Genomic DNA, 21,045 nt, shown 5'->3' on the forward strand with positions numbered 1-21,045 from the left:
ACCGATTAACAGCATCAGACTGTATGCGGTAGAGTGCACGGAGTGTCATACATGCTCACGATCCTCCATGCTACAAGTGAACAAGCCACCACCGAAATGCACCGTCTTGCCCAGCAGCACGGGGCCTGGTACTGCCACCATGAAACGCAAAAACAGATCCGCGCCTTTCTTCTCTATCGCCAGTGGCACGGGCAACTGGCGGCGCTGTACTTCTCGCAGCACATCTTGGTACAGGGAATCTCGGCCATTCCGCTTGGCGTGACGTGTGGGTGTATAGGGCGTGGTTGCCGTCCACACTTCGGAAGCGGCAAACAGCGGGTCGGCACCCAGATTGATTTCCACCCGTACCAGCCTGAGCCTGCCGGCACGTCCTGCACGCAATTCACGCAAACCGGCCAGTGCAAGCGCCAGCGTTTTCAGATGGTCACGTTCACCCTTGAATGGTTCCCGATGTTCAATTACATGCGGAGCAATCACCAGCAGGCGCTGACGTGCCAGGTCGGGCACGAAAGCCAGATGCGCGTGCCCACCACGTCGTGCCGTGGAACCATCGGCTTCATGACCAGTGAAAAATACGGATAGTTCGTTTTCCCGCGTGCCAAGTTCGTTCTGCACTCGCGACATCACCGCGCGACGAAGGGCGCGCGCCAGTTGCAAAGGTTCGACGTCGGAGGTCAGGCCGTCCAGAATACTGAACGCGAGCACACCTTCCACTTGTTGAACCGGAGCCATCAGACCCAGACCACAGTAACGCCCGTTGCCCAGCAGCAGCGGTCCGCTGACAGCTTCGGCAAATTGGATTTCAACATGCCAAAGATGATGTTTGGAAAAGCGTGTGGCAGTGGCAAAGGTTTCGGCGCGTTCGCCCTTGGCATCGAAGGGTTCGCGCTGTACACGAATACTCACTACCTTTTCACGCAGGCCTGCATGGCGCAGCGCCTGCATGACGGCGTGGCAGGCGTGCTGCTGTTCATCGGCACGCTCTTGGCCGCCCTTGGCTTCCCCGCGTCTGTTGGCGGGCTCGATACGCCGCCACTTCGCATTTTCCGGCAGAGCCTGCGGGGTCACGCTGCGCCACAGATGAGCAGGACGTTCTTCAGCAACGCCGTAATGCGCCAACATGGAGTTGTCATCCGCCGGTACCAGTTCGACCGGTGAGGACAGGATTTCGCCTGTCTCGACGTCGAGTATGGGCGCCGTGATTTCCAGCCCCGAAAAACCCCAGGCCACGTCGTCGGCACGGATCGGGCAATCCGGCGGCACCTCTACCAGTACGCGGCGGATGCCCCGATCGGCATGGACATGGCCGATGGATGGCAGAGGAGTGATGCGTATGCGTAGCGCCTTGTCGGCTTCGGTAGCGTTACGGCCGATCAGCACATTGTCCACTACGTCGTTGCCATTAAAGTGCGTTTTGAGCCGCTCCTGCGCACCGTCACGCAATCTCTGCACCAGTGCCGCAGCGCTTTTCAACGGCCAAGGCATAAAAGGTGCGCCGGGCGCGGTAGTACGACGTAGCTCGAACAGTAGGCATGTTGCCGGACTGTTGTAGGCCACAGCACGAAAATGTGGTTTGGGCGCATTGGCGAATTCTGTCCTTACTTTTCGTCCATCCTTAACATGATGAAAGCGCGTGGCATTGGCCTTATGACGCGTTTCTAAGCTGTCCAGCGAGCCTGTCGCTGGGCAATCCAGCCGCAGACTCTTGCCGCCCTGTGATGGCCGATAAATGGCGCCGGGATAATCGTTCAGTTGTTCTTCGACTTTTGCTTCATTGACCAGTTCGCCCACTGCCCAAGCCATATCCACGCCACGGCCAAGCTGATAGAGGCCGCTGGCTATATCGCAGATGCACTTGGCTTGACTCTCGTTACCATCAAAGCGCCAGATGTAGAGCAGCGGTACGGCGGCATCGAACAGACGCGGGCGGATGCGCTTGGTAGCACTGCGAATTTCCGCCACCCGGCGTATGTCGCCCCCCTTGGCATCCAGGTCGTTGTTCGGCACGTAGAGGTTGACATTCTGGCCGCTGTGCGCGGCCGGTGCGGCGATGGTTGGCGCGCTTAGCTTTTCCAGCCACCTCAATGCATCGCACTTAGGAGCGTCGAGTCCCGGCAACGCCGCTGCCGCCACCAGCGCCTGGAACAGGCGCGCCGGCGACGGCGGCCAGTCGCCCGTCCCGTGGTAGCGGTCGTCGTGGAAACGGACGGAGATAAGGAGGATGCGGGTCATGATGCAGCAGCTTCCTCTTCAGCTTTTTTCGAAAGCAATTCCCTCGCTTTTTTGATGTCAAACTTGTGTTCAAGGGCGGGTTGGCCCTTTTCATCCTTCGGCCATTTCGCTGCAAATGGTTTGACGGCTTCAATTGCCAGCCCCATCAAGACATCGCGGGCAGGGACAGTAACTTGAATCGGTTCGCCACGACGCGGAACCTGCATCCAAACGTCTGCATCGTTGGCGTAACGGAGCAAACAGCCTTCCCGCAAGAACAAATCAAGCTCGGCAGTCGCGGCAAGCAGTGCCAGAGACAGAAGGTATTTGCGAATCTGCTTTGTCTCTTTATCATTCGCACCATGCAATGTACGAAGTGCGACGAGATTGATCGTGACATTGCGTTCAATAGCGCCTTTCGTCAACACACCACCAAGTACACGAGCCTCTGGATTGGGTGCGCCATTGACGAACTGCGCCACTTTGTCTGTTCGGAACGTTGACGGCGCATCTGCTAGCCCGGCAACGGATAGCTTCGTCTTGCCCTTCTTCTTCTCTTCCTCCTTGAGGGCTTCTTGATCCTCGTCACCGAGCACCTTCCACACAGAGTTGAACTGCGCCGCGCTATGCAGCACATCGACATCCCATGCGCGGATAACCGAGCGTACAAGCCGTGGGCGCTTTTCGCCCGTGCCATCACGTGAATCCCAAACGCCGAATAGGAGCGATGTTGGTGCTACCGCACACAAGGGCTCAGCGTTGCCATGGCGATTTAAGGCCACAAAAGCCGGATCAATAAACTTGCGAAGCTCGGGTGTGGCCTTCACCACTGCGTCGGCACTACGATGCGCCAGATCGAGCAGAGACTGCCGCCTTTCGTATTTCTCACCATCCTTTTCCTTGACGCTCAGGATGATTTCGATTTGCGGTACCAATGCGGCCAGCGGATTCAATTCCTTGCCCTTGTCATCCTTACCCGTGGATTTGAACATCGGCTCCATGCGGTTGGCCTGCGATCCCACGCTGTCGATGGTCGCCACCTTGGTGCCGTCGGACAAGGTGTCGATGTTGTAGCCGATGTCCGCATAGGTCGGCGGAAAGATCACGCCGCCTTCGCCCTCCACGGGCAGCAGCTTCTGCTTCAGGTGCAAGGCGACAGGACCGTTTGGGTTGGTGGCCCATTGATCCAACAGTTCGTTGGTAATGGTAATGTCATTGGTGCTCATGATTGTTCTCCTGTTGGGCGAAAGTAACGATCTTGTTCTTGCCCGACAGGGCAAGCTCGAAACGGAAATGTTTGGTCAGCAGTGAAGGAACGTGGCCTTGGAACGCTACGCGCGCAAGGCTCACTGGCAGCAATCCACTCCACACGCAATAGCGCACCTGCCGAACACCGAACTCCACGGGCCGAGTGTGTTCCAGGCCGCAAGCCGCAAGCAGATGTACGAGCGGTGATGCAGCTACACCGTGCTTTTGCGTGTTCGGTGAATACCCGGCGTCCAGCGCTGTCCAAGCGCCGCGTGGATCAAAATTGAAGCTGCCACCGAGGGGGGTCAGCACATCGAAAGGGTTGGCGACAAGGTCATCTTTCTTTTCTGCCCAAAGCTGCTTGATGCCTTGGTATTTAAGGTCACCAATGGTTTGCTTTTTTGTCGGCTTCTTACGAACCCCGTTAACCATGGCCTTGGTAATCTTTTCAGCCGAACGATTGCCTGCGTAAAGTTTGAAGGTATCGCGCGCTGAACCGTCTGCCCAGTGGCTAACTTCAATGGCCGCTCTATCCGCAACCAAAAGTCGCACTGGCAAAGAAGTGGTATCCCCCTCCTTAGCGGGAAAGGTTTCGGAGAATGCGCCAGCCGCTACATCCAATTCGGATTCATCGTCGTCCTCATCATCGTCACCATCTTCGGCACCAGCCTTTTTCTTAGGCAGCTCGACATAACCAACCGGCGTTATACGTTCAACTGTCGCGCTAGCCAAAAAGTCCAATACGACCTCAAACGGATTTTCCACTTCGGTAGCAGACAAATGAAATTCGGCCTTCGCCTTATTACGCCAATTAAATCCAGCCATCGCATCGCCCAAGAGCACATCGGCCAGTTCCATAAAGCCCAGGCAGGCGAACACCTGGCCGGGATTGAACAGGTCCACGGGAATTGTGGATTCGGCCATCAGTTCTTCTCCTTATTGTCGTTGTCACGCGAGGCTTGCGCGTCGGCGGCGCGCAGCAGCGCCTCCCACCAGGCCAGGCCCCAGGGACCCCAACGCTTCTGTAAATGGGCATAGCGCAGAGCTACTTCCCGGGCGCGCTCTTCCAATACTGAGGGCGGGGCTGCACAACCTGTGGTGGCGATCAAGGGACGTGCAAAACCGTGGTGTGCGGCGATCAGGTGCAGGGCAAGGTCTTGCAGCTCTTCCGAGAGTTTCCGGAATTCGGCATCTCCTTTCGCATATGGCAGCGAACCGAACTCATGCCGATAGCCGCCCAGTACGGCCTGGTTAATGGGGCCGCGCGTTTTAGCCAAGGCGTCTGCTATACCGTATTTCTTCTTGTCACGCTCTGCGTTGAACGCACGTTGCCAGTTGCTGGCACGTTTGCCTTCGTCATGCAGCCTCGCGGCGGTTGCCAGCATACTGATGTACTCTTTCGGCAAGCCCAACCGCTCGCCGATAGCTTGGGCGCGCTCCGCCGCCCAGCACTGATGTTCGGTCAATGCCTGTGGCCGCCCTTCCGCGCGGTCGTTCTCGGTGTTGGAGGTGTCGCGCCATTTATGGACTGAAAGCCAGCGTGTTACTTCGCCGTCGGTGCTGCGCTCCAGGTCAAAACGCAGGCTTTCCCGCCAGCCGTCGTCGTCGTTTTGATCAGGTTCCGTGTCGCGTTCAATAACGCGGAAGCGGATAACAGGCGTGGCTGCATCCGCGTTCATCCAGGGCACATCGCCATCGGCCGTTTCAGGCAACTGCATCTTGTCCTTGTCTGGACTCAACCAGTCATTTTTCTCGTCGATGTTCAGCAGTCCACTTTTCAAACCACCGAAACTGGCAGGCATGACCAGCGTTTTGCCCCGCAGGCTTTTTTCAATCTCTTCATAGCACTTCTTGTCGCCCTTCGAGTCACCCAGTAAGTCCTTCACGTACAGGGTTTGGACATGTTTGCCATCTGTTGTCAGCAATATTCCGCACACACGGTCTTGTACCTGTGCGTCGAGTTTGCCGGCCCGCGCCTTCAACCACTTCATGACACGGAATGTCTCTGTCTCCAGCGTCTCGCTGACATGGATGGGCGCAGCCTCAAAGAAGTCCTCTATTTCCCTTTTTGTCACCTGTGGCTTTGCACGCACCGGCAGGTGTTTGCGCAAAGCCACCGTGGTTTGCGGCAACTCATCTACCCAGCCGTGCAGCCAGGGCGCCACCTCGGGACGCCCGGTGTGTTCGGGCAGGGAGGTCATGCTCCAAGCATCCACCAGCGGGCGGTTGAGCGCCGGACGCAGCGGCACGGGGGAACCGGCATCGGCAATGAGTTTTGCCAATTTTTCGTCCGCGCTGGCACGCACACTAAGCTGGCGCAGGGATTCGGGACTAACGCTGATCGTAACGTCGCCGTCGGTGTGCAACTCTTCGAACAATTTCTTGACACCTTGGTAGATGCGTATGCTCGTTTGCTCGTCAGCAGTAGGTGCGTTCTGTTTCTTCGGCTTGGGCTCACCTTCATCAATGACAACTATGTCTGCCTGCCGTCCTTCGTCGCCACGCCGGTTTACACGCCCGAAACGCTGCACCATGCGCTCCCAAGCGACAAGGTCACAGACCATGTGGTCAGCATCCAGGTCGATGCCCACTTCACCCGCCGAAGTGGCCACGAGGAAGGCGGGCGCGGTTTGTGCACCACTTCCTGCAATGAAACCCAACTCTCTCAGCCTATTTTCCGCGTCAGTACGCTCTTTTACCCGGCGCGCGCCAACGAATAGCTCCGTTCTTCCTTCGGCGACGGTTTTTTTTGCTTTCTTGTCCAGCGCGGACTTGACTTTCTCCGCTACATCACGCGAATTGCAATAGACGATAACGCGCACAGGCCTGAAGGTTATTTCGGTGTTCTCGCCGCCGTCGTTTGGCGCTTGCGTCTTTTGCGCCAGGCGCCAGGCTTGCTCAGCCAGAACATCTTCAAGCTTCTGATCACCCGATTCCTGCACGTTGAGGCGCTTCTTTGCAAAAAGACGTTGCAGGACGATGTCATCGTCTGGATTACGAAAATCCTTTTCCTCCAGCGCAAATGGTTGCGCCGTCTTTCTGCGTCCGGTGGCTGACAGCGGCAGCAGTTGGAACTTCGGTACAAGCACATTACCTGCTTCGACTTTTTCTCCATATCGCCCGGCGTTCCCGGCAATTTCCGCCAGCAGTACCTCAAAAGGCGGCACCAAGTGCGCTTCATCCAGCAGCACCAGCGTGTCCGCACCCAGCAGCCCGGCTTGATAGGGCCGCATTTTGCGGCTGACGCCGTAACCCTCGAACAGCAGACGCGAGCCGATCATATCCACCGTACCGACGATAATTGCGGGTCGGCTGGGGTCTTCCAGCCATTCGCGGTTGTCCACAAACTGACCACGCAGGGTGGATATGGGTAGGGCTTCCGCTTCGTTCAGGCCAAGTGCGCCGTGCAGTTCCCTAGCTTCTGGTTTCTGAAGATTCGCTCGCAAATCTTCGGCAAACTGCGTCGCCTGATCCACCACCGCGCGCCGGTCTACCACATAGACCAAGCGGCGTGGCAAGCTGACTTGGTCTGACTTCGTCTGTTGCGCTAGTGCAATCATCCAGATCGCCATGACCGCCGTTTTACCGAGTCCCGTTGGAATGTCGACAGCGCTTGGCAAGCGGCCATCTGCGAAATAATCGCGAAATAGGCGCCACTGCCACCGCATTGGTGAGTAGCCAGTGAGCGCAAAAAATCTCGTGTCGAACTCAATCTCAGTCATCATATCTACACTCGATCAGGTATTGGCCAGGAGCTTGTTGATTTATGAGACGCTTTCCCGTCTCTTGCTTGAATAACGATCTCAACGGCATCTGTACCTCGTTAATGTAAAAACTCATCCACTTTCGGTGGTTGTGAATGACTGGCCACACCAGCCCCTAACAGGCATACCCACACCGCCATACTAAAATTCCTCTTGAGTCCAACTCACTATTACCTACTCCCTTTTCCCCGCCAATCCTGTGCAAAAACACATGTCGCCTGGGTTTACAGATCAAAACAACCATGCCTTCACCTCATCATGGTTGGCCAGGATCAGTTGCTGGGCGGCGGGGTTGCCGTCGAGCATTTTCACGCCCACCTGCATCTCGTTGAGCAGGTACTGGGCCAGGGCGGCGCGGGTGGTCAGGTGCAGTTCGCCGTCGGTCATGTCGTAGTCGTAGGCCAGGGCGGCCTGCTGCTCGGGGCTGAGGCGGGGATCGGGTTTGAGCACTAGGGTGATTTCGGTGTCCCAGGCGGTGTCGTCGGGCAGGGGCGAGCGTTGTGGGCCTTCCTGCGTTGGCTCGCCGTGGAAGCGGCTCAGCACAAAATCGCGGTAGCCCTGGGCCTTTTCGCACCAGGCGCGCAGGTGCCAGCGCCGGCCGGTGTTGACGAAGCGGATCGGCACTATGATGCGGCCATCCCGGTCCGGCTTGCTGACGGCGCCGTAGTCCACCTCCAGCCGCTGGCCTTGGCGCAGGGCCTGGATCAAGGGGCGTATCACCCCGGGGGCGACGTTGCGCGGTGGTGGCGCCAGAATGGCGTGCTCCAGCCGGTAGCCGGGATCAAAAGGCATGGCGTGGGCGCGCTGGCCGGTCATCCAGTTCAGGTATTCGGCCACATCGTCCGAGATAAAGGCGGGTTTGAAGGTCGGGGTGGGCAAATGGCCCTTGCGGGAAGCGCAGTAAGCCAGGTTGCCGGGCTGCTCCTGCAGATACTGGTTGATGTCCTTGCTGGCCTGCTGGCGGCTCAGGCCGAAAAACTGCTGCAAATGGTTGGCGGTAAGCCGGCCTTCCCAATAGGCAATCAGCTCTATCAGCCAGTAACGGCGGTGGGGTTCGGTTTTTATCATGCGGTCCGTGCTTTTTGTTTTTTGCCATTAAAGGCAGAGCCCGGTGCCGATATCAATCCCTAATTGGTCGAAGCAGCGGACTTTTGATCGCTATCAATAAAAAGCGTCTCTCCGGCTGGGATTGAAAAATAATCAGCCGCCAAGCTGTCGGCGGAATAATGCGGGACGGCATTGATATGTTGCAAAGGGGAGCGGGCCGCTTCCAATGGTCCGGAACGCGGTCCTGGGTGCCGGTTCCTCAAGGATCGACTCAACCAATCGGAGCAACCACGGAACGTACCGGTGTCCGGTCACCGATTTAGCAGTTACTCCGGAGCTGCACTACCCTCAAACTGTGGTTTGCAAGCGGAGAAAGAATTATGCGTTCCTTGATTTCCACCCTGCTGGCCGGGGTGTTGCTGCTGGCGAGCGGGGCGGCCCTGGCCCATGGCTGCCCTGGGCTGATGCGGGCGATCGATGCCAAGCTGGAGGAGATGCCGATGCTGTCGGCGGAAGATGCAACCAGGGTGGCCGAGCTCAGGGCCGAGGGCGAGGCCCGGCATAATGCGGGGGATCACGACGAGGCGATGCGCCTGCTGTCCGAGGCCAAGCAGATACTGGGTATCTAACGGGCAAAAGCGCAAAAAGCCCCGCGGGCAGGCGCCCGCGGGGCTTTTTTATGGCTCTCGGCGCCGGCTCAGGGGGCATGGCGCGGCATGGGGGCCATGATATGGACGTAGGGGGTGTCGCGCCACATCACCCAGGGGCCGCCGTTGTCGTGCCGGTGGGGCAGGGCATCGAGCATGGCGGCATCGGGTACCAGTATCATCAGGTGGGGGACCGCCTCGGTGATCCATTCGTTGTCGTCGGCGGGGCCGGTGGCGTAAGGATCGGTGTTGCTTTCGGGGGTACCGCCCTGCAACATGTAGCCAAACCCCATCCTGTCCGTGGTGGGCGGGGTCTTGGTCATCCAGGCGTGCAGCCAGCCCATCCAGACCTCGTCCAGGCACATGGGGTCATTGCCCGGGCTGGCGGGCATGTCCGGCAGGCAAACCCAGTCGTTGCTGCCGGCCCTGAGTTCGGGCATGGGGTCGGCCATGTTGTCCGGCCAGTCGAGCACGGTGGCCGCGGCACTGACCGAGGCCGGGGCCGCGCTCATGGCGCTGGCGATTTTTTCTTCCGGAGTGGCACTCAGGGCCGGGCCGCACAGCAAAAGCAGCGCCAGGCCGAGGCCTGTCCGGGGCAGAGGGGGTAAAAGGTTCATCATCGGCTCCTTGAGGAGGTTGTTGCGGGGGCCGGTCCGATAGGGCCGGAGCCAAGAGGGGGCAACAGTCTAGGTATAGTGGCCGGCAGCGGCCCTGGCAACGCCGGTGACCGGCCGGCACACAGCAAGCGTGGTTGAACATGAAGGATCTTGAGCAAGCGGCGCCCATCGCCTGGCCGGCGATCATCGAATTCGCGGATGGCCACGGCTATGCCTGGGTGGCCAACGCGGACGACTGCGAGGGCCACCATCCCCATGTGCAGGACCGGCTGATCGACCTCGAGGGCTGGCCGCACCTTTTGTCGCAGCGGGAGGACGGCAGCCTGTACTGGCAACGGCAACAGCGGTTAATATCCGTCCCTGCCCTGAACGAGAGCCTGCGCGCCTATGCCGCCCGGCTCGGTATCTGCTGCATCCCCAAGCTGAGGGTAGCAACCCCCGCCGAGGCGGTGGCGCTGGTGGCCTGGCTGGAGCAGCAATAACGAACAACGAGGTACAGTGGTGAAAGCAAGATATCTGCGCTGGCTGTGGTGGCTGCCGGTGCTTTGGCTGGTGCAGGCCTGCACCAGCGATCCCGGGCCGGTGTCCGCGCCGCCCGAGCCGCAGCCGCACTATGTCGCCGAGGGCCGGGCTTCCTTTTACGGCCAGCGTCATCATGGCCGCAAAACCGCCAACGGCGAGCGGTTCGACAAAAACGCCCTCACCGCCGCCCACAAGACGTTGCCCTTCGGCAGCCGGGTGCGGGTGACCAACCTCAACAACCAGCGTTCGGTGGTGGTGCGCATCAACGACCGGGGGCCCTATACCCGGGGGCGGATCATCGACCTGTCGGAGCAGGCGGCGCGCGAGCTCAACATGCTGCGGGCCGGGGTGGCGCCGGTACGGCTGGAGGTGCTGGAATAATGCCCAGGGCAGGCCGGCGGGCTGGCTAGGGGGCGGACACCAGGGCGAGACGGGGTCTGCCGGCACAGGCGCCGCCTGCTGTCGGCAAGCGCTCGCCTCGGGGCGCGACTTTTTACCACCGGGTAAGGGGTGACTCATGGATTCTGTTTCTCAACTGGCGTTGGGCGCCGCCGTCGGCGTGGCGGCCATGGGGCGCCGGGTCGGGGTGGGCAGGGCCGCCCTGGCGGGCGCCGTGTTCGGTACCCTGCCGGATCTGGATGTGTTGATCGACTACGGCGATCCGGTGAGCAACATGACCGAGCACCGGGGCGACAGCCATTCGCTGGTCTATCTCAGCCTGCTGGCGCCGCTGTGCGGCTGGCTGCTCGGCCGCCTGCCGGGGCAGCGGGAACACGGGCGGTCCTGGGCCCTGGCGCTGTGGCTGGTGCTGGCCACCCATGCGCTGCTGGACACCATGACGGTGTACGGCACCCAGCTGCTGCGCCCCTTTACCGATTATCCTTTCGGCGTGGGCAGCATCTTTATCATCGACCCCCTCTATACCCTGCCGTTGCTGCTGGGGCTGGCGGTAGCCCTGGCCCGGCGCGGCACCGCCGGCCTGGGTGCCAACCGGCTGGGACTCTGGCTGAGCAGCCTCTACCTGGGCTGGAGCCTGGTGGCCCAGTGGCAGGTGGGCCTGAAGGTGGATCGGGCGCTGGCGGCCCGGGGAGTGGAGGTGGAACGGCGGCTGGTGACGCCCACCGCCTTCAATACCCTGCTGTGGCGGGCCCTGGTGATCACGCCCGACGGCTACCTGGAGGGCTTTTATTCCCTGCTGGATGGCAAGGCGGAGCCCGAGTTCACCGCCTACGAGCGGGGCCAGGCGCTTTACCCCGCGCTGGCCCAAAACCCGCACGTGGCGCGCATCGCCTGGTTCAGCAAGGGGTTTTTCCGTCTGAGCGAGCGCGATGGCCGGGTGGTGATCACCGATCTGCGCATGGGCCAGGAGCCGCGCTACAGCTTCAACTTCGTGGTGGCCGTGCCGGGCGAGGAGGGAGCCCTGGCCCGGCCGGAGCAGTTCAGCGATCGGCTGGACCTGTCCCTGGCCCTGGGCTGGCTGTGGCGCCGGGCCCTGGGCGAGCCCCTGCCGCCGCCGGGGCAATGGGCCGGTTAGTGTTACCCTTCCTGTTTCGCGTCCAGCGGCTCACCCTTCACCCCTAACCCCTCTTCCTTCACTTCCTTCGGCTCGGGGCTGGCGGCCAGCTGCTGCTGGCACCGGCTCTGGGCGCCCGGCTGCAGGTAGGGCCGCAGTATCGGCTCCATGCCCTTCAGCACCTGCACCGGCAGGGCGGAGGTAAAGCTGAACCTGTCCGACTCCTTGCCCGGCACATAGGCGGTGAGGGTGCCGAAGTGGTTGTCACCCAGGAAGAACACGAAGGTGGCGGTGCGGTTGCGGGCCTGGGACTTGATCACCTGGCCGTAGCGGGTCACGGTTTCGATGCGGTTGTCGCCGGTGCCGGTCTTGCCGCCCAGGGTGAGCGGGGTGCCGTCTTCCAGCTTGAAGCTGCCCTGCAGCCGGCGGGCGGTGCCGCCGTCCACCACCTGGGAGAGCGCGTTGCGCAGCGCCGCCGCCACTTCCTTGTCCATCACCCGTTTGCCCTGGCCGGGCAGGCGGCTCAGGTGGGCCTCGTAGGGAGTCTGCTCGGCAAAGTGCAGCTGGTCGATACGCACCGTGGGCAGGCGCACGCCGTCGTTGAGGATGATGCCCATCAGCTCCGCCAGGGCGGCGGGTTTGTCGCCCGAGCTGCCGATGGCGGTGGCCAGCGAGGGCACCAGGTGATCGAAGGGAAAGCCCAGCCGCTGCCAGCGCTGGTGAATGTCGGAGAAGGCTTCCACCTCCAGCATAATGCGCAGCCGGCTGTCCCGCGCGCTGCGGTGGCGGGTTTTGAACAGCCAGCCGTACACCTCCTGGCGCTCGTCCTGGCTGGCTTCCGCCGCCTCGGAGAAGCTGGCCTGGGGCTGGTCCTGCAAGTAGCTGAGCAGCCACAGCTCCAGCGGGTGCACCCGGGCGATATAGCCCTGATCCGGCAGGCTGTAGGCGCCGGGGCCGTAGCGGCGGTAGAGTTCGTCGAGGCGTTTTTCGGTCAGCCGTTCGTTGGGCAGCCGGGCCTGCAGGAAGGCGGCGAACTCCTCGGGGCCGGCCTCGGGCACCAGGTAGCGGTGTACCGCGGCCAGCCGCACCGTGGTGGGGCGCAGGCCGTCGAAAAAGGTGTCCAGCCGTTCTTCGGTGGTCTTGCCCTGGTACTTGCGCCAGAAGCGCAGCAGGAACACTTGTCCTTCCCGGTCGGCGAAGCGGCTCAGGTATTCCTGGCGGCGCGGATCCTTGTCGTCTTCCAGCAGTTGGGTACGGTTTTCGTTCTGATAGATGCTGTAACGGACGATATCGCGCAGCACCCGTACGAACGGCAGGTTGATCGACTCGCGCAGCGCCTCGATCAGGGTGGGGTTGCGGCCGTTGTCCTCCCGGCGAAAGTTGGCAAAGGTGTGCATGCCGCTACCGGTAAAGAAACGCTCGCCGGGGCTGGCGGAATAGCGGCGCTCCAGGGCGGCGTTCAGCATGGTGGGCAGGGTACGATCCGGGCTGCGGATCAGGTAGTCGATGGCCCAGCGGCTGAGGAAGTCCAGCTTGTCGGGGCTGAGCCGGCGCAGGCTTTCCGGCGACTTGCCGCCGTGGCGCTGGTGCAGTTCGGCGATGATTTCCAGGTAGGTGGCCAGCACCCTGAGCTTGGCGGTGGAGCCCAGCTCCAGCTTGCTGCCCTCGTTGATGTCGAACGGCTGGTTGGTGTTGTCGGTCTGTACCCGCACGTTGAAGCTGTCGCTGCCGCGCTCGAACAGGGTGAAGCTGTAGCGCACCTCGGCGGTTTTCTCCGGCGACAGCAGCCGTTCGCCGAACAGGCCGATTTCCTGGGCGAAATCCGGCTCCGCCAGCCGGTGCAGGTAATCGCTCACCTGTTGCTGCAGCCCGGCGTTGAGGGTGGTGCTGGCGGACAAGTCCAGCCGGTCGAGTTCGTAGAAGGAGAGGCCGAGCAGGCCGGCGAGCCGGCCCCGGGTAACCTGCAGGGTCTTGTTGCCGTCGATAAAGACGGTGGCCGGGTCTTCGCGGAAGTTGCGGAACGCAAGACGCTGGGCCAGGGCGGCGTCGCGCAGGGCCGGGCTGATGATGCCCGCCTGGGCCTGGAGCCGCAGGTAGCTGTCGGTCAGGGTGTTGAGGTCGTCCCGGCCGCGGAACAGGTAATAGGAAGGCCGGCGCTGGGCGATCATCAGCGCCACCACCTGGCGCAGGGCCTGGCCCTGCTCGGCCAGGGTGCTGTCCTTGTTCTGGGTGGGATCCAGCAACTGGTTGACCCGCTCCAGCTCGGCGCCGAACCAGATCCACAGGCCGTCGCCCAGGCCGTGCACCTCGCCGTGGCCGGGGGCGGCGGCCAGGGGCACCGAGTTGATATAGGCCAGGGCCACCGCCTTGCGGGCTTCGAGGGTTTCGGGACCCTGCCGGTAGGCGCGTACGCTGGCGGAGATCATCTGGCGCAGCTTCTCGCCGGCGGAGTGGGTCAGGCCGCCCGGGGAGTGACGGTATTTTTCGATCTGGGTGGCCAGGGTGCTGCCGCCGGAGGAGTCGTCCTGTATCTCCAGCGCCCGGCCCAACTGGGACATGGCCGCCTTGGCGAAGCGGGGCCAGTCCACCGCCGGGTTGGCCAGGGGGTACTCGTTGCTGAGCAGCTCCCGGTTTTCGATAAACAACAGGCTGCCGACCACCAGCGGCGGTATGCTGGCAAAGCTTTCGTAGTGGCGCTGGGGATAGCGGTAGTCGTAGATGGGTTCGGCCCGGCAATCGTTGATAAAGAGGCCGGCCTGGGTTTTTTCCTGGTAGGGGGTAAAAAAGCCGCGCTGGCTGTATTCCAGCAGGGCCGGGGAAAACTGCACCTGTTGCTCTATGCGGAACTGGCTTTGCTGCAGCCGGGTGAGCAGCTCGGGCAACCGGGTATAGCCCAGGCGCTGATCGAAGGGGCCGTGGAGCGGATAATGCACGGCGGCGCTGGGGCCGGATTCGAGCTCATACGTCAGGGTCTGGGCGTAGCGGGAGATCTCCCTGGCCTGCAGGTGGGAGGTTCGCATTTCATAGGCAAGCAGCACGCTCGATGCGATCAGCACCAGGGCGAACAACAGCCACAGGAACAATCGCCAACGTCGCCGCCGGACGGGATTAGGCAATGGCATGGTGGCCGGATCCTGCTCAGGAAGGCATAGCGGAACAGGCTCTGAATGTTGTACTGCGCCCATATCGATCCCCTAGTACCATTTTTACTATCACAGCTTCTTATATAAAAAGCGTAGCTGGGCGCGGTTGCTTGAGTAACGGGGGCTAAAAATATTTATCTGCTCCGGGAGCCCGCGGCCGGCGGTGTGCCGGGCCCGGGAGGCCGCCCTGGTCCGCGACGGGCGCGGCGGCCAGGACAGCCCCGGCGCGGACGCGGCGCAGGGCCTAGGCCTGTTCGGCCAGGGCCACCTGCCGGGCCTGTTGCTGCAACCGGTACATGGCCCGGTAGCGGCCCTGGGGCAGGGCCATCAGCTCGGCATGGCTGCCGCTTTCCACCAGCTCGCCGTGGGCCATCACCAGGATGCGGTCGGCCTGGCTGACGGTGGACAACCGGTGCGCCACCACTATCAGGGTCACCTTGCCGTGCAGGGCCTTCAGCGCCCGTTGCACCACCTGCTCGGTTTCGCTGTCCACGTTGGCGGTGGCCTCGTCCAGCAGCAGTATCCGGGGCGAGGCGGCCAGCGCCCGGGCGATCACCAGCTGCTGGCGCTGGCCGGTGGACAGCCTTGTGCCGCGTTCCCCCAGGCGGGTGTCCAGGCCCTGCTCCAGGCCGCTTATCAGCTCCTGCAGGTGGGCCTGGCGGGCGGCCTCTTCCACCTGCCGGCGGGACAGGCCCCGGCCCATGTCGATGTTGTCGTAGATGCTGCCGGCGAGGATAAAGGGCTCCTGGGGGATGAGCCCGATGCCCCGGCGCAGGGCGTCCCGGCTGTAGCCGGCCAGGGGGCGGCCGTCGAGGCGGATCTCGCCGCCGCCGGGGGGATAGAAGTTGAGCAGCAGGTTGAGCAGGGTGCTCTTGCCGCTGCCGGTGTGGCCCACCACCCCGATAAAGGCGCCGGCGGGAATGTCCAGGCTGAGCTCCCGGAACACCGGCTTGTCGGGCCGGTAGGCGAAGTCGACCCGCTCGAAGCGGACCGCGCCCTCGGGGATCCGGTCGAGTTCCTGGCCGTAGTGCTGGACCGGTTGGTGCATGAGTTCATAGACCCGGTCCCCGGCCACCATGGCCTGCTGGTAGAGGTTGAAGCGCTGGGTGATCTCGGCCAGGGGTTCGGTGAAGCGGCCCATGAAGTTGAGGAAGGCGTACAGCACCCCCACCTCGGCCATGCCGTTGACCACCTGCCAGCCGAACACCTGCAGGATGCCGAGCAGGGCCAGCACGCTCAGCAGATCGATGGCCGGGCGCAGCAGGGCGGCGCCGATCTTGATGGTGCGCATGCGGGCGGCGTAGTAGCGCTGGTTGAGCCGTTCGAAGCGCTCGGCGGCGGCCTGCTGGCGGCCGCAGGCCTGCAGCACCGCCATGCCGGCGATGGACTCGCTGATGTCGCTGTTGATCTCCGAGCGCAACTGGCGGCTGTCGGCCACCGCCCGGCCGCTCAGCTTCTGGTACAGGTAGATGACGCCCACCACCGCCGGGATCAGCAGCAGGGCCACCAGCATCAGCTGCACGTTGAGCAGCGCCATGGCGATGATGATGCCCACCAGCAGCACCACGTTGGTCAGCACCACCGACAAAAACTGTACATAGAGATCCTTGATCGCCTCGGTGTCGTTGGTGACCCGGCTCACCAGCCGGCCGGTCATGGCCTGGTCGAAGAAGGCCATGGGCAGCTGCTGCACATGGGCGAACACCTTCTGGCGGATGTCCAGCACCGCCGCCAGCGCCATGTCGGTGAAGCGCAGGGTCTGCTGGTACCTGAGCCAGGCGGCGGCCAGCTGGGCCAGCACATAGCAAGTCGCCAGCCCCGCCACCGGCCACAGCGGCAATTGGCCCGCCAGCAGGTAGTCGTCGATGAACACCTTGGCCAGCAGGGGGCCGGCCACGTCGGCGGCGGTGGCCAGCAGCAACAGCAGCAGCGCCTTCACCAGCAGGCGCTTGTCCCGGTAGACGTAATCCAGCAGCAGGCCGAAGGTGCCCTTGCCCTGGGGGAGATGATCAGGCTTCATCCAGTACCGCCTCCAGTTGTTGATAGGCCCACATCCGGCTGTACCAGCCGTCTTGTGCGATCAGTTGGGCGTGGCGTCCGGCCTGCTGCAGCCGGCCGTGGTTGAGCACCAGTATCCGGTCGGCGTGCTCCAGCGCCGACAGCCGGTGGCTGACGATGATGCAGCCCTGGTCCCGGCGGGCGCGCAACTGGTGCAGTATCTGCTGCTCGGTGTGCACGTCCACCGCCGACAGGGCGTCGTCCAGCACCAGTATCGGCGCCCGGCCGAGCAGGGCGCGGGCGATGGCCAGGCGCTGGCGCTGGCCGCCGGACAGGGTCATGCCCCGCTCGCCCACCTGGGTGTCGTAGCCCTTGGGCAGGGCGGCGATGTCGTCGTGCACGCAGGCCTGGCGGGCGGCGTCCATCACCTCTTCCCGGCTCGCCTCGGGGCGGCCCAGACGGATGTTGTCGGCGATGCTGGCGCTGAACAGGAAGGCGTCCTGGGGCACGTAGGCGAACAGGCGGCGCAGGGCGTCGAGGCGGCAGTCGGCGATGGGGTGTCCGCCGATGCTGATCTGCCCCGGCTCGGTTTCCCAATGGCGCATCAAGAGCTGCAGCAGGGTGCTCTTGCCGGCCCCGGTGGGGCCGGCCAGGCCCAGCACCCGGCCCGGGGCCAGCTCGAAGCTCAGTCCGCTCAGGGCGGGCTGGCGCTGCTCGGGGTAGTGGAAGCCGAGCTCCCGCACCCGGATATGGGCGTCCTCCGGGCGGTGGCGGCCCCGGTCGGACACGCTGTCGGGCACCGCCAGCAGGGCCTCGACCCGGGTCAGGGCGGCACTGCCGCGCTCGACGATGTTGAGCAGCCAGCCGAAGGCGAACATGGGCCAGATCAGCTGGGCCAGATAGAGGGTGAAGCTGGTGAGCTGGCCCACGCTCAGCTGCTCATGCCAGATGAGCCAGGCGCCGAAGCCCAGGGTCAGCAGCAGGGCGGCGGACATGGACAGGAACACCACCGGCTCGTACAAGGCCTCGGCCCGGGCCACCTGGTAGTTGCGCTCGGCGGCCGCCTCGGCGATGGCGCCGAACTGGCGGCTCTCTATCTCTTCCCGGCCCATGGACTTGACCAGCCGCACCCCGGCGATGGCCTCCTGGGCCTTGTCGTTGAGCACCGAAAACTGCTCCAGCGCCGCCTTGAAATGGTGATGGATGCGGTTGGAAATGCGGTAGAAGGCCAGCCCCATCAGCGGGAAGGGCAGCAGCGCCACCAGCGACAGCCGCCAGTCGATCACCCCGAAGATGATCACCAGCACCAGCAGCAGGGTAAGCAGGCCGTCGAAGCCGGACAGCACCCCTTCGCCGGCGGCCACCTCGATGGCGTCGATGTCGTTGGTGGCCCGGGCCATGAGATCGCCGGTGTTGTGCCGGCTGTAGAAGGCCTGGCCCTGGCGGGTGAGCAGTTCGAAGAAGCGGCGGCGCAGCAGGTTGCCGAGGCGGTAGGAGGTGCCGAACAGGATCCAGCGCCAGCCCAGGCGCAGGCCATAGATGGCGACCCCCAGCAGCAGGATAAGCACCAGCAGCCGGCCCTCGGCCTCGCCGGTGGGGGAGGCGATCAGGCTGTCCACCGCCCGGCCGATCAGGTAGGGGATGCTCATGTTCATCACCGCCACCGTGGCCAGCATCAGCAGCGCCAGGCCGTAGGTGCGCCAGTGGGCCTTGAAGAACCAGGCCAGTTGCCTGAACAGTTTCATGGTTGTTTCCCGTTCTTTTCCCGCTGTTTTTCTGATATCAGAGGCCGTTCGGCCCGATGACAAAGCCTACCATCACTCCGCCATGCCCGAGGCCTCCCGTCATCCCCGCGAAGGCGGGGAGCCATAACGCCAACACCACATCGGCGCCCAACACCTGGACTCCCGCCTTCGCGGGAGGGACGGAAATATCATCCCGCCCCCTATACCGTCATCCCCGCGAAGGCGGGGAGCCATAATGCCAACACCATATCGGCGCCCAACACCTGGACTCCCGCCTTCGCGGGAGGGACGGAAATATCATCCCGCCCCCTATACCGTCATCCCCGCGAAGGCGGGGAGCCATAACGCCAACACCATATCGGCGCCCAACACCTGGACTCCCGCCTTCGCGGGAGGGACGGGAAAGAGTGCGGGAGTGACGAGAAGGGACGCGGAAGTCACCGCTACGTCATTCTACGGCTTGTCGGCAGCTTGCCGTTTCGCTCAATACCACAGATCGAAGCCCAGTTTGCCGATAATGGCGACTATCATCACCAGGGTCAGCCATTTTATCCACCTTACCCCGTTGGCGCCGATGCTGAGCCGGGCGCCGAGCCAGGCGCCGAGCATGCTGCCCGCCGCCAGCACCAGGCCGTAGCTCCAGGCCACCTTGCCGCCGATCGCGAAGATGAGCAGGGCGGGCACCATATAGACCAGCACGATCAGCACCTTGAGCCGGTTCACCTGCACCAGGTCGATGCGCAGCACCCGGTACAGCAGGGTAATGAACAGGATGCCCACCGCCACCTGGATAAAGCCGCCGTACAGGCCGATCGCCGCCAGCGCCAGATAGACCCTGGGGCCGAGGTGGCCTTCGTCCAGGGGACGGGTCGGCAGGTGGGCGGGGGCGGGCAGCAGCATCAACAGGGCGCAGCCCGCCATCACCATGATCAGAAGCCACTGGAACAGCCGCTCGTCCAGCCACACCGCCACCCAGGCCCCGAGCAGGGCGCCAGCCACCGCGGGCAGGCAGAGCTTGAGGCCCAGGCGCAGATCCCGGAAGCCCGCCCTGTGGTACTGTCCCAGGGCGGTGAGGTTCTGCAGCACTATGCCCACCCGGTTGCTGCCGTTGGCGGTGGCGCCGTCCAGCCCCATGAACATCAGCAGCGGCAGCGTCAGCATGGAGCCGCCCGCCGACATCACGTTGATAAAGCCGGACAGCACGCCGGCGGCCAGCAGCAACAGGACTTCGGTCGCGGTCATCGGATCCTCGCCGGGGGAGGGGTATGAGTGGGACTCATTATGCCCTAAATTGGTGCCGGAGAGGGAGTAAACGACAATAATACGCAATTGCTCCGCATGTCCGGTGGGCTGCCGCCACCATAAAGGGGTTTTCATCCGTTTCCAATCGGTTAGCATGGCCACCGGGGCCGGTCGACGGAGGAAAAGGGTGTTCGGTAAATTCCTGATGATATGGCTGCTGTTGCTGGCGCCCCAGGCCTGGGCGGCCCAGGCGGTGTTCGCCGGCGGCAGCTTCTGGGTGATGGAGGCGCTGTTCGCCGGCCGGCCCGGCGTCGAGCGCATCGAGGCCGGCTGGATGCAGAGTGGTACCCAGTACCAGCGGCGCCAAGTGGTGCGGCTGCACTACGACGACAACCTCATCGGCTACGGCGATCTGCTGACCCTCTACTGGGCGGCGGTCGACCTCTTCGACGGCGGGGGCCAGTTTTGCGATCGGGGCAGCGAATACAGCCCGGCGCTCTATGTACAGAGCTCGCTGCAACAGAAATGGGCCCAGCAGAGCCGGGCCAAACTGGAGCTGGAAACGGGACGGGAGCTCAGCGTACGCATACTGCCGGTGGGCGCTTTCGCGCTGGCGCTGCCCCGGCACCAGGGGTACGCCGACCGCAACCCCCTGCTCTATGGCGCCTACCGGCGGGCCTGCGGTTACCCGGCGGGAGAGAGGCTCAATCCCGACGAGCTTGCAGGCGTCCTGCCGTCCGCCATTGCTCGATAAGGGCGGCGATGGCGGGCGGGTCGTTCAGATCCAGCAGCGGTACCGGGGCCTCCAGGCCGGGGTCGTCGGTGGCCACCGCCAGTATGTGGGGGTCGTGGCGGCACAGCAGCGGCTTGCCGTGGGCGGGCCTGTGTACCTCGAGCTTGGGGATGGGCGCCTCGCGGAAGCCTTCCACCAGCACCAGGTCGAGCTGGTCCAGGCTCAGGCGGGAAAGGGATTCGTTTAAATCAGGTTCCTGTACCTTGGTGTTCTCATAGGTCAGAATACTACGATGAGGTCCGGCCAGCAGGCATTGGCTGGCGCCGGCGTGACGCAGCTCGTAGCTGTCCTTGCCGGGGGTATCCTGCTCCACGTCGTGATGGGTGTGCTTGATGACACCGATGCGCAACCGGCGTTGACGCAGCAGGCCGACCAGTTGGCGCAGCAAGGTGGTCTTGCCGCTGCCGCTGAAACCGGCCAGGCCCAGCAGGGCATAAGGGCTGTCGAGTCGGGACATAAGGGCTTCGCAATGGAACTGACAAGGGCCCCAGTGTGCCATGACCGGGGCCGGGACCGAACGACAAGATCAATAAAAATCGACGTTGTGCCGCAAGT

Annotated in this window: 16 protein-coding genes; 5 read left to right on the forward strand and 11 right to left on the reverse strand. The window is 63.2% G+C overall.

Features of this window, described 5'->3' with window-relative positions; translation table 11 throughout:
* Positions 1-45: 45 nt before the first annotated feature.
* The 5 genes from csb2 to ACT7DK_RS07530 form a co-directional block, all read right to left on the reverse strand.
* The gene (gene csb2, locus ACT7DK_RS07510; protein WP_445397842.1) at positions 46-2,232 is read right to left on the reverse strand and encodes a type I-G CRISPR-associated protein Csb2; all 2,187 of its coding nucleotides are present in this window, start codon (positions 2,230-2,232) and stop codon (positions 46-48) included.
* Positions 2,229-3,437: a type I-G CRISPR-associated RAMP protein Csb1/Cas7g gene (cas7g, locus tag ACT7DK_RS07515; protein ID WP_445397844.1), complete on the reverse strand. Its 1,209-nt coding sequence runs from the start codon at positions 3,435-3,437 to the stop codon at positions 2,229-2,231. Before cas7g ends, csb2 begins: the two co-directional genes overlap by 4 nt.
* On the reverse strand, positions 3,424-4,383 hold the full coding sequence (cas8g2, locus tag ACT7DK_RS07520; RefSeq protein WP_445397846.1) for a type I-G CRISPR-associated protein Cas8g2: 960 nt from the start codon (positions 4,381-4,383) through the stop codon (positions 3,424-3,426). Before cas8g2 ends, cas7g begins: the two co-directional genes overlap by 14 nt.
* Positions 4,383-7,184 carry a type I-G CRISPR-associated helicase/endonuclease Cas3g gene (gene cas3g / locus ACT7DK_RS07525; RefSeq protein ID WP_445397848.1) on the reverse strand — a complete coding sequence of 934 codons (2,802 nt, stop codon included), beginning with the start codon at positions 7,182-7,184 and terminating at the stop codon, positions 4,383-4,385. Before cas3g ends, cas8g2 begins: the two co-directional genes overlap by 1 nt.
* Before the next feature lie 270 nt (positions 7,185-7,454).
* Positions 7,455-8,291, reverse strand: coding sequence for a helix-turn-helix transcriptional regulator (locus ACT7DK_RS07530; RefSeq protein ID WP_445397850.1), 837 nt, complete (start codon positions 8,289-8,291; stop codon positions 7,455-7,457).
* 359 nt (positions 8,292-8,650) lie between these two features.
* Here ACT7DK_RS07530 and ACT7DK_RS07535 point away from each other — a divergent pair, with 359 nt between their 5' ends.
* Positions 8,651-8,899, forward strand: coding sequence for a hypothetical protein (locus ACT7DK_RS07535; protein WP_445397852.1), 249 nt, complete (start codon positions 8,651-8,653; stop codon positions 8,897-8,899).
* Positions 8,900-8,967: 68 nt separating this feature from the next.
* Here ACT7DK_RS07535 and ACT7DK_RS07540 read toward each other — a convergent pair whose 3' ends face one another.
* Entirely contained in the window at positions 8,968-9,534 is a 567-nt protein-coding gene (locus ACT7DK_RS07540; protein ID WP_445397854.1) for a hypothetical protein, read from the reverse strand.
* Between the two features lie 140 nt (positions 9,535-9,674).
* Here ACT7DK_RS07540 and ACT7DK_RS07545 point away from each other — a divergent pair, with 140 nt between their 5' ends.
* From ACT7DK_RS07545 to ACT7DK_RS07555, 3 genes are all read left to right on the forward strand, one after another.
* The gene (locus ACT7DK_RS07545) at positions 9,675-10,016 is read left to right on the forward strand and encodes a DUF4144 family protein (protein WP_445397856.1); all 342 of its coding nucleotides are present in this window, start codon (positions 9,675-9,677) and stop codon (positions 10,014-10,016) included.
* Positions 10,017-10,035: 19 nt separating this feature from the next.
* Positions 10,036-10,437: a septal ring lytic transglycosylase RlpA family protein gene (locus ACT7DK_RS07550; protein WP_445397858.1), complete on the forward strand. Its 402-nt coding sequence runs from the start codon at positions 10,036-10,038 to the stop codon at positions 10,435-10,437.
* Between the two features lie 136 nt (positions 10,438-10,573).
* Positions 10,574-11,590 (forward strand): metal-dependent hydrolase, encoded by a 1,017-nt coding sequence (locus tag ACT7DK_RS07555; RefSeq protein ID WP_445397860.1) that lies wholly within the window; start codon positions 10,574-10,576, stop codon positions 11,588-11,590.
* Between the two features lie 2 nt (positions 11,591-11,592).
* On the opposite strand, the gene ACT7DK_RS07560 is transcribed toward ACT7DK_RS07555, so the two are convergent.
* The 4 genes from ACT7DK_RS07560 to ACT7DK_RS07575 form a co-directional block, all read right to left on the reverse strand.
* Positions 11,593-14,691, reverse strand: coding sequence for a transglycosylase domain-containing protein (locus tag ACT7DK_RS07560; RefSeq protein ID WP_445397862.1), 3,099 nt, complete (start codon positions 14,689-14,691; stop codon positions 11,593-11,595).
* Between the two features lie 265 nt (positions 14,692-14,956).
* Positions 14,957-16,732: an ABC transporter ATP-binding protein gene (locus ACT7DK_RS07565; protein WP_445397864.1), complete on the reverse strand. Its 1,776-nt coding sequence runs from the start codon at positions 16,730-16,732 to the stop codon at positions 14,957-14,959.
* Entirely contained in the window at positions 16,722-18,455 is a 1,734-nt protein-coding gene (locus ACT7DK_RS07570) for an ABC transporter ATP-binding protein (protein WP_445397866.1), read from the reverse strand. Before ACT7DK_RS07570 ends, ACT7DK_RS07565 begins: the two co-directional genes overlap by 11 nt.
* 483 nt (positions 18,456-18,938) lie before the next feature.
* The gene (locus ACT7DK_RS07575) at positions 18,939-19,697 is read right to left on the reverse strand and encodes a sulfite exporter TauE/SafE family protein (RefSeq protein ID WP_445397868.1); all 759 of its coding nucleotides are present in this window, start codon (positions 19,695-19,697) and stop codon (positions 18,939-18,941) included.
* Between the two features lie 187 nt (positions 19,698-19,884).
* Between ACT7DK_RS07575 and ACT7DK_RS07580 the strand changes: the two genes are divergently transcribed.
* Positions 19,885-20,451 carry a peptide-methionine (S)-S-oxide reductase gene (locus ACT7DK_RS07580; RefSeq protein ID WP_445397870.1) on the forward strand — a complete coding sequence of 189 codons (567 nt, stop codon included), beginning with the start codon at positions 19,885-19,887 and terminating at the stop codon, positions 20,449-20,451.
* On the opposite strand, the gene mobB is transcribed toward ACT7DK_RS07580, so the two are convergent.
* Positions 20,402-20,947, reverse strand: coding sequence for a molybdopterin-guanine dinucleotide biosynthesis protein B (gene mobB, locus ACT7DK_RS07585; RefSeq protein WP_445397872.1), 546 nt, complete (start codon positions 20,945-20,947; stop codon positions 20,402-20,404). The genes ACT7DK_RS07580 and mobB overlap by 50 nt on opposite strands.
* Between the last annotated feature and the right edge of the window lie 98 nt (positions 20,948-21,045).

The sequence above is a fragment of the Zobellella sp. An-6 genome (assembly GCF_052487945.1).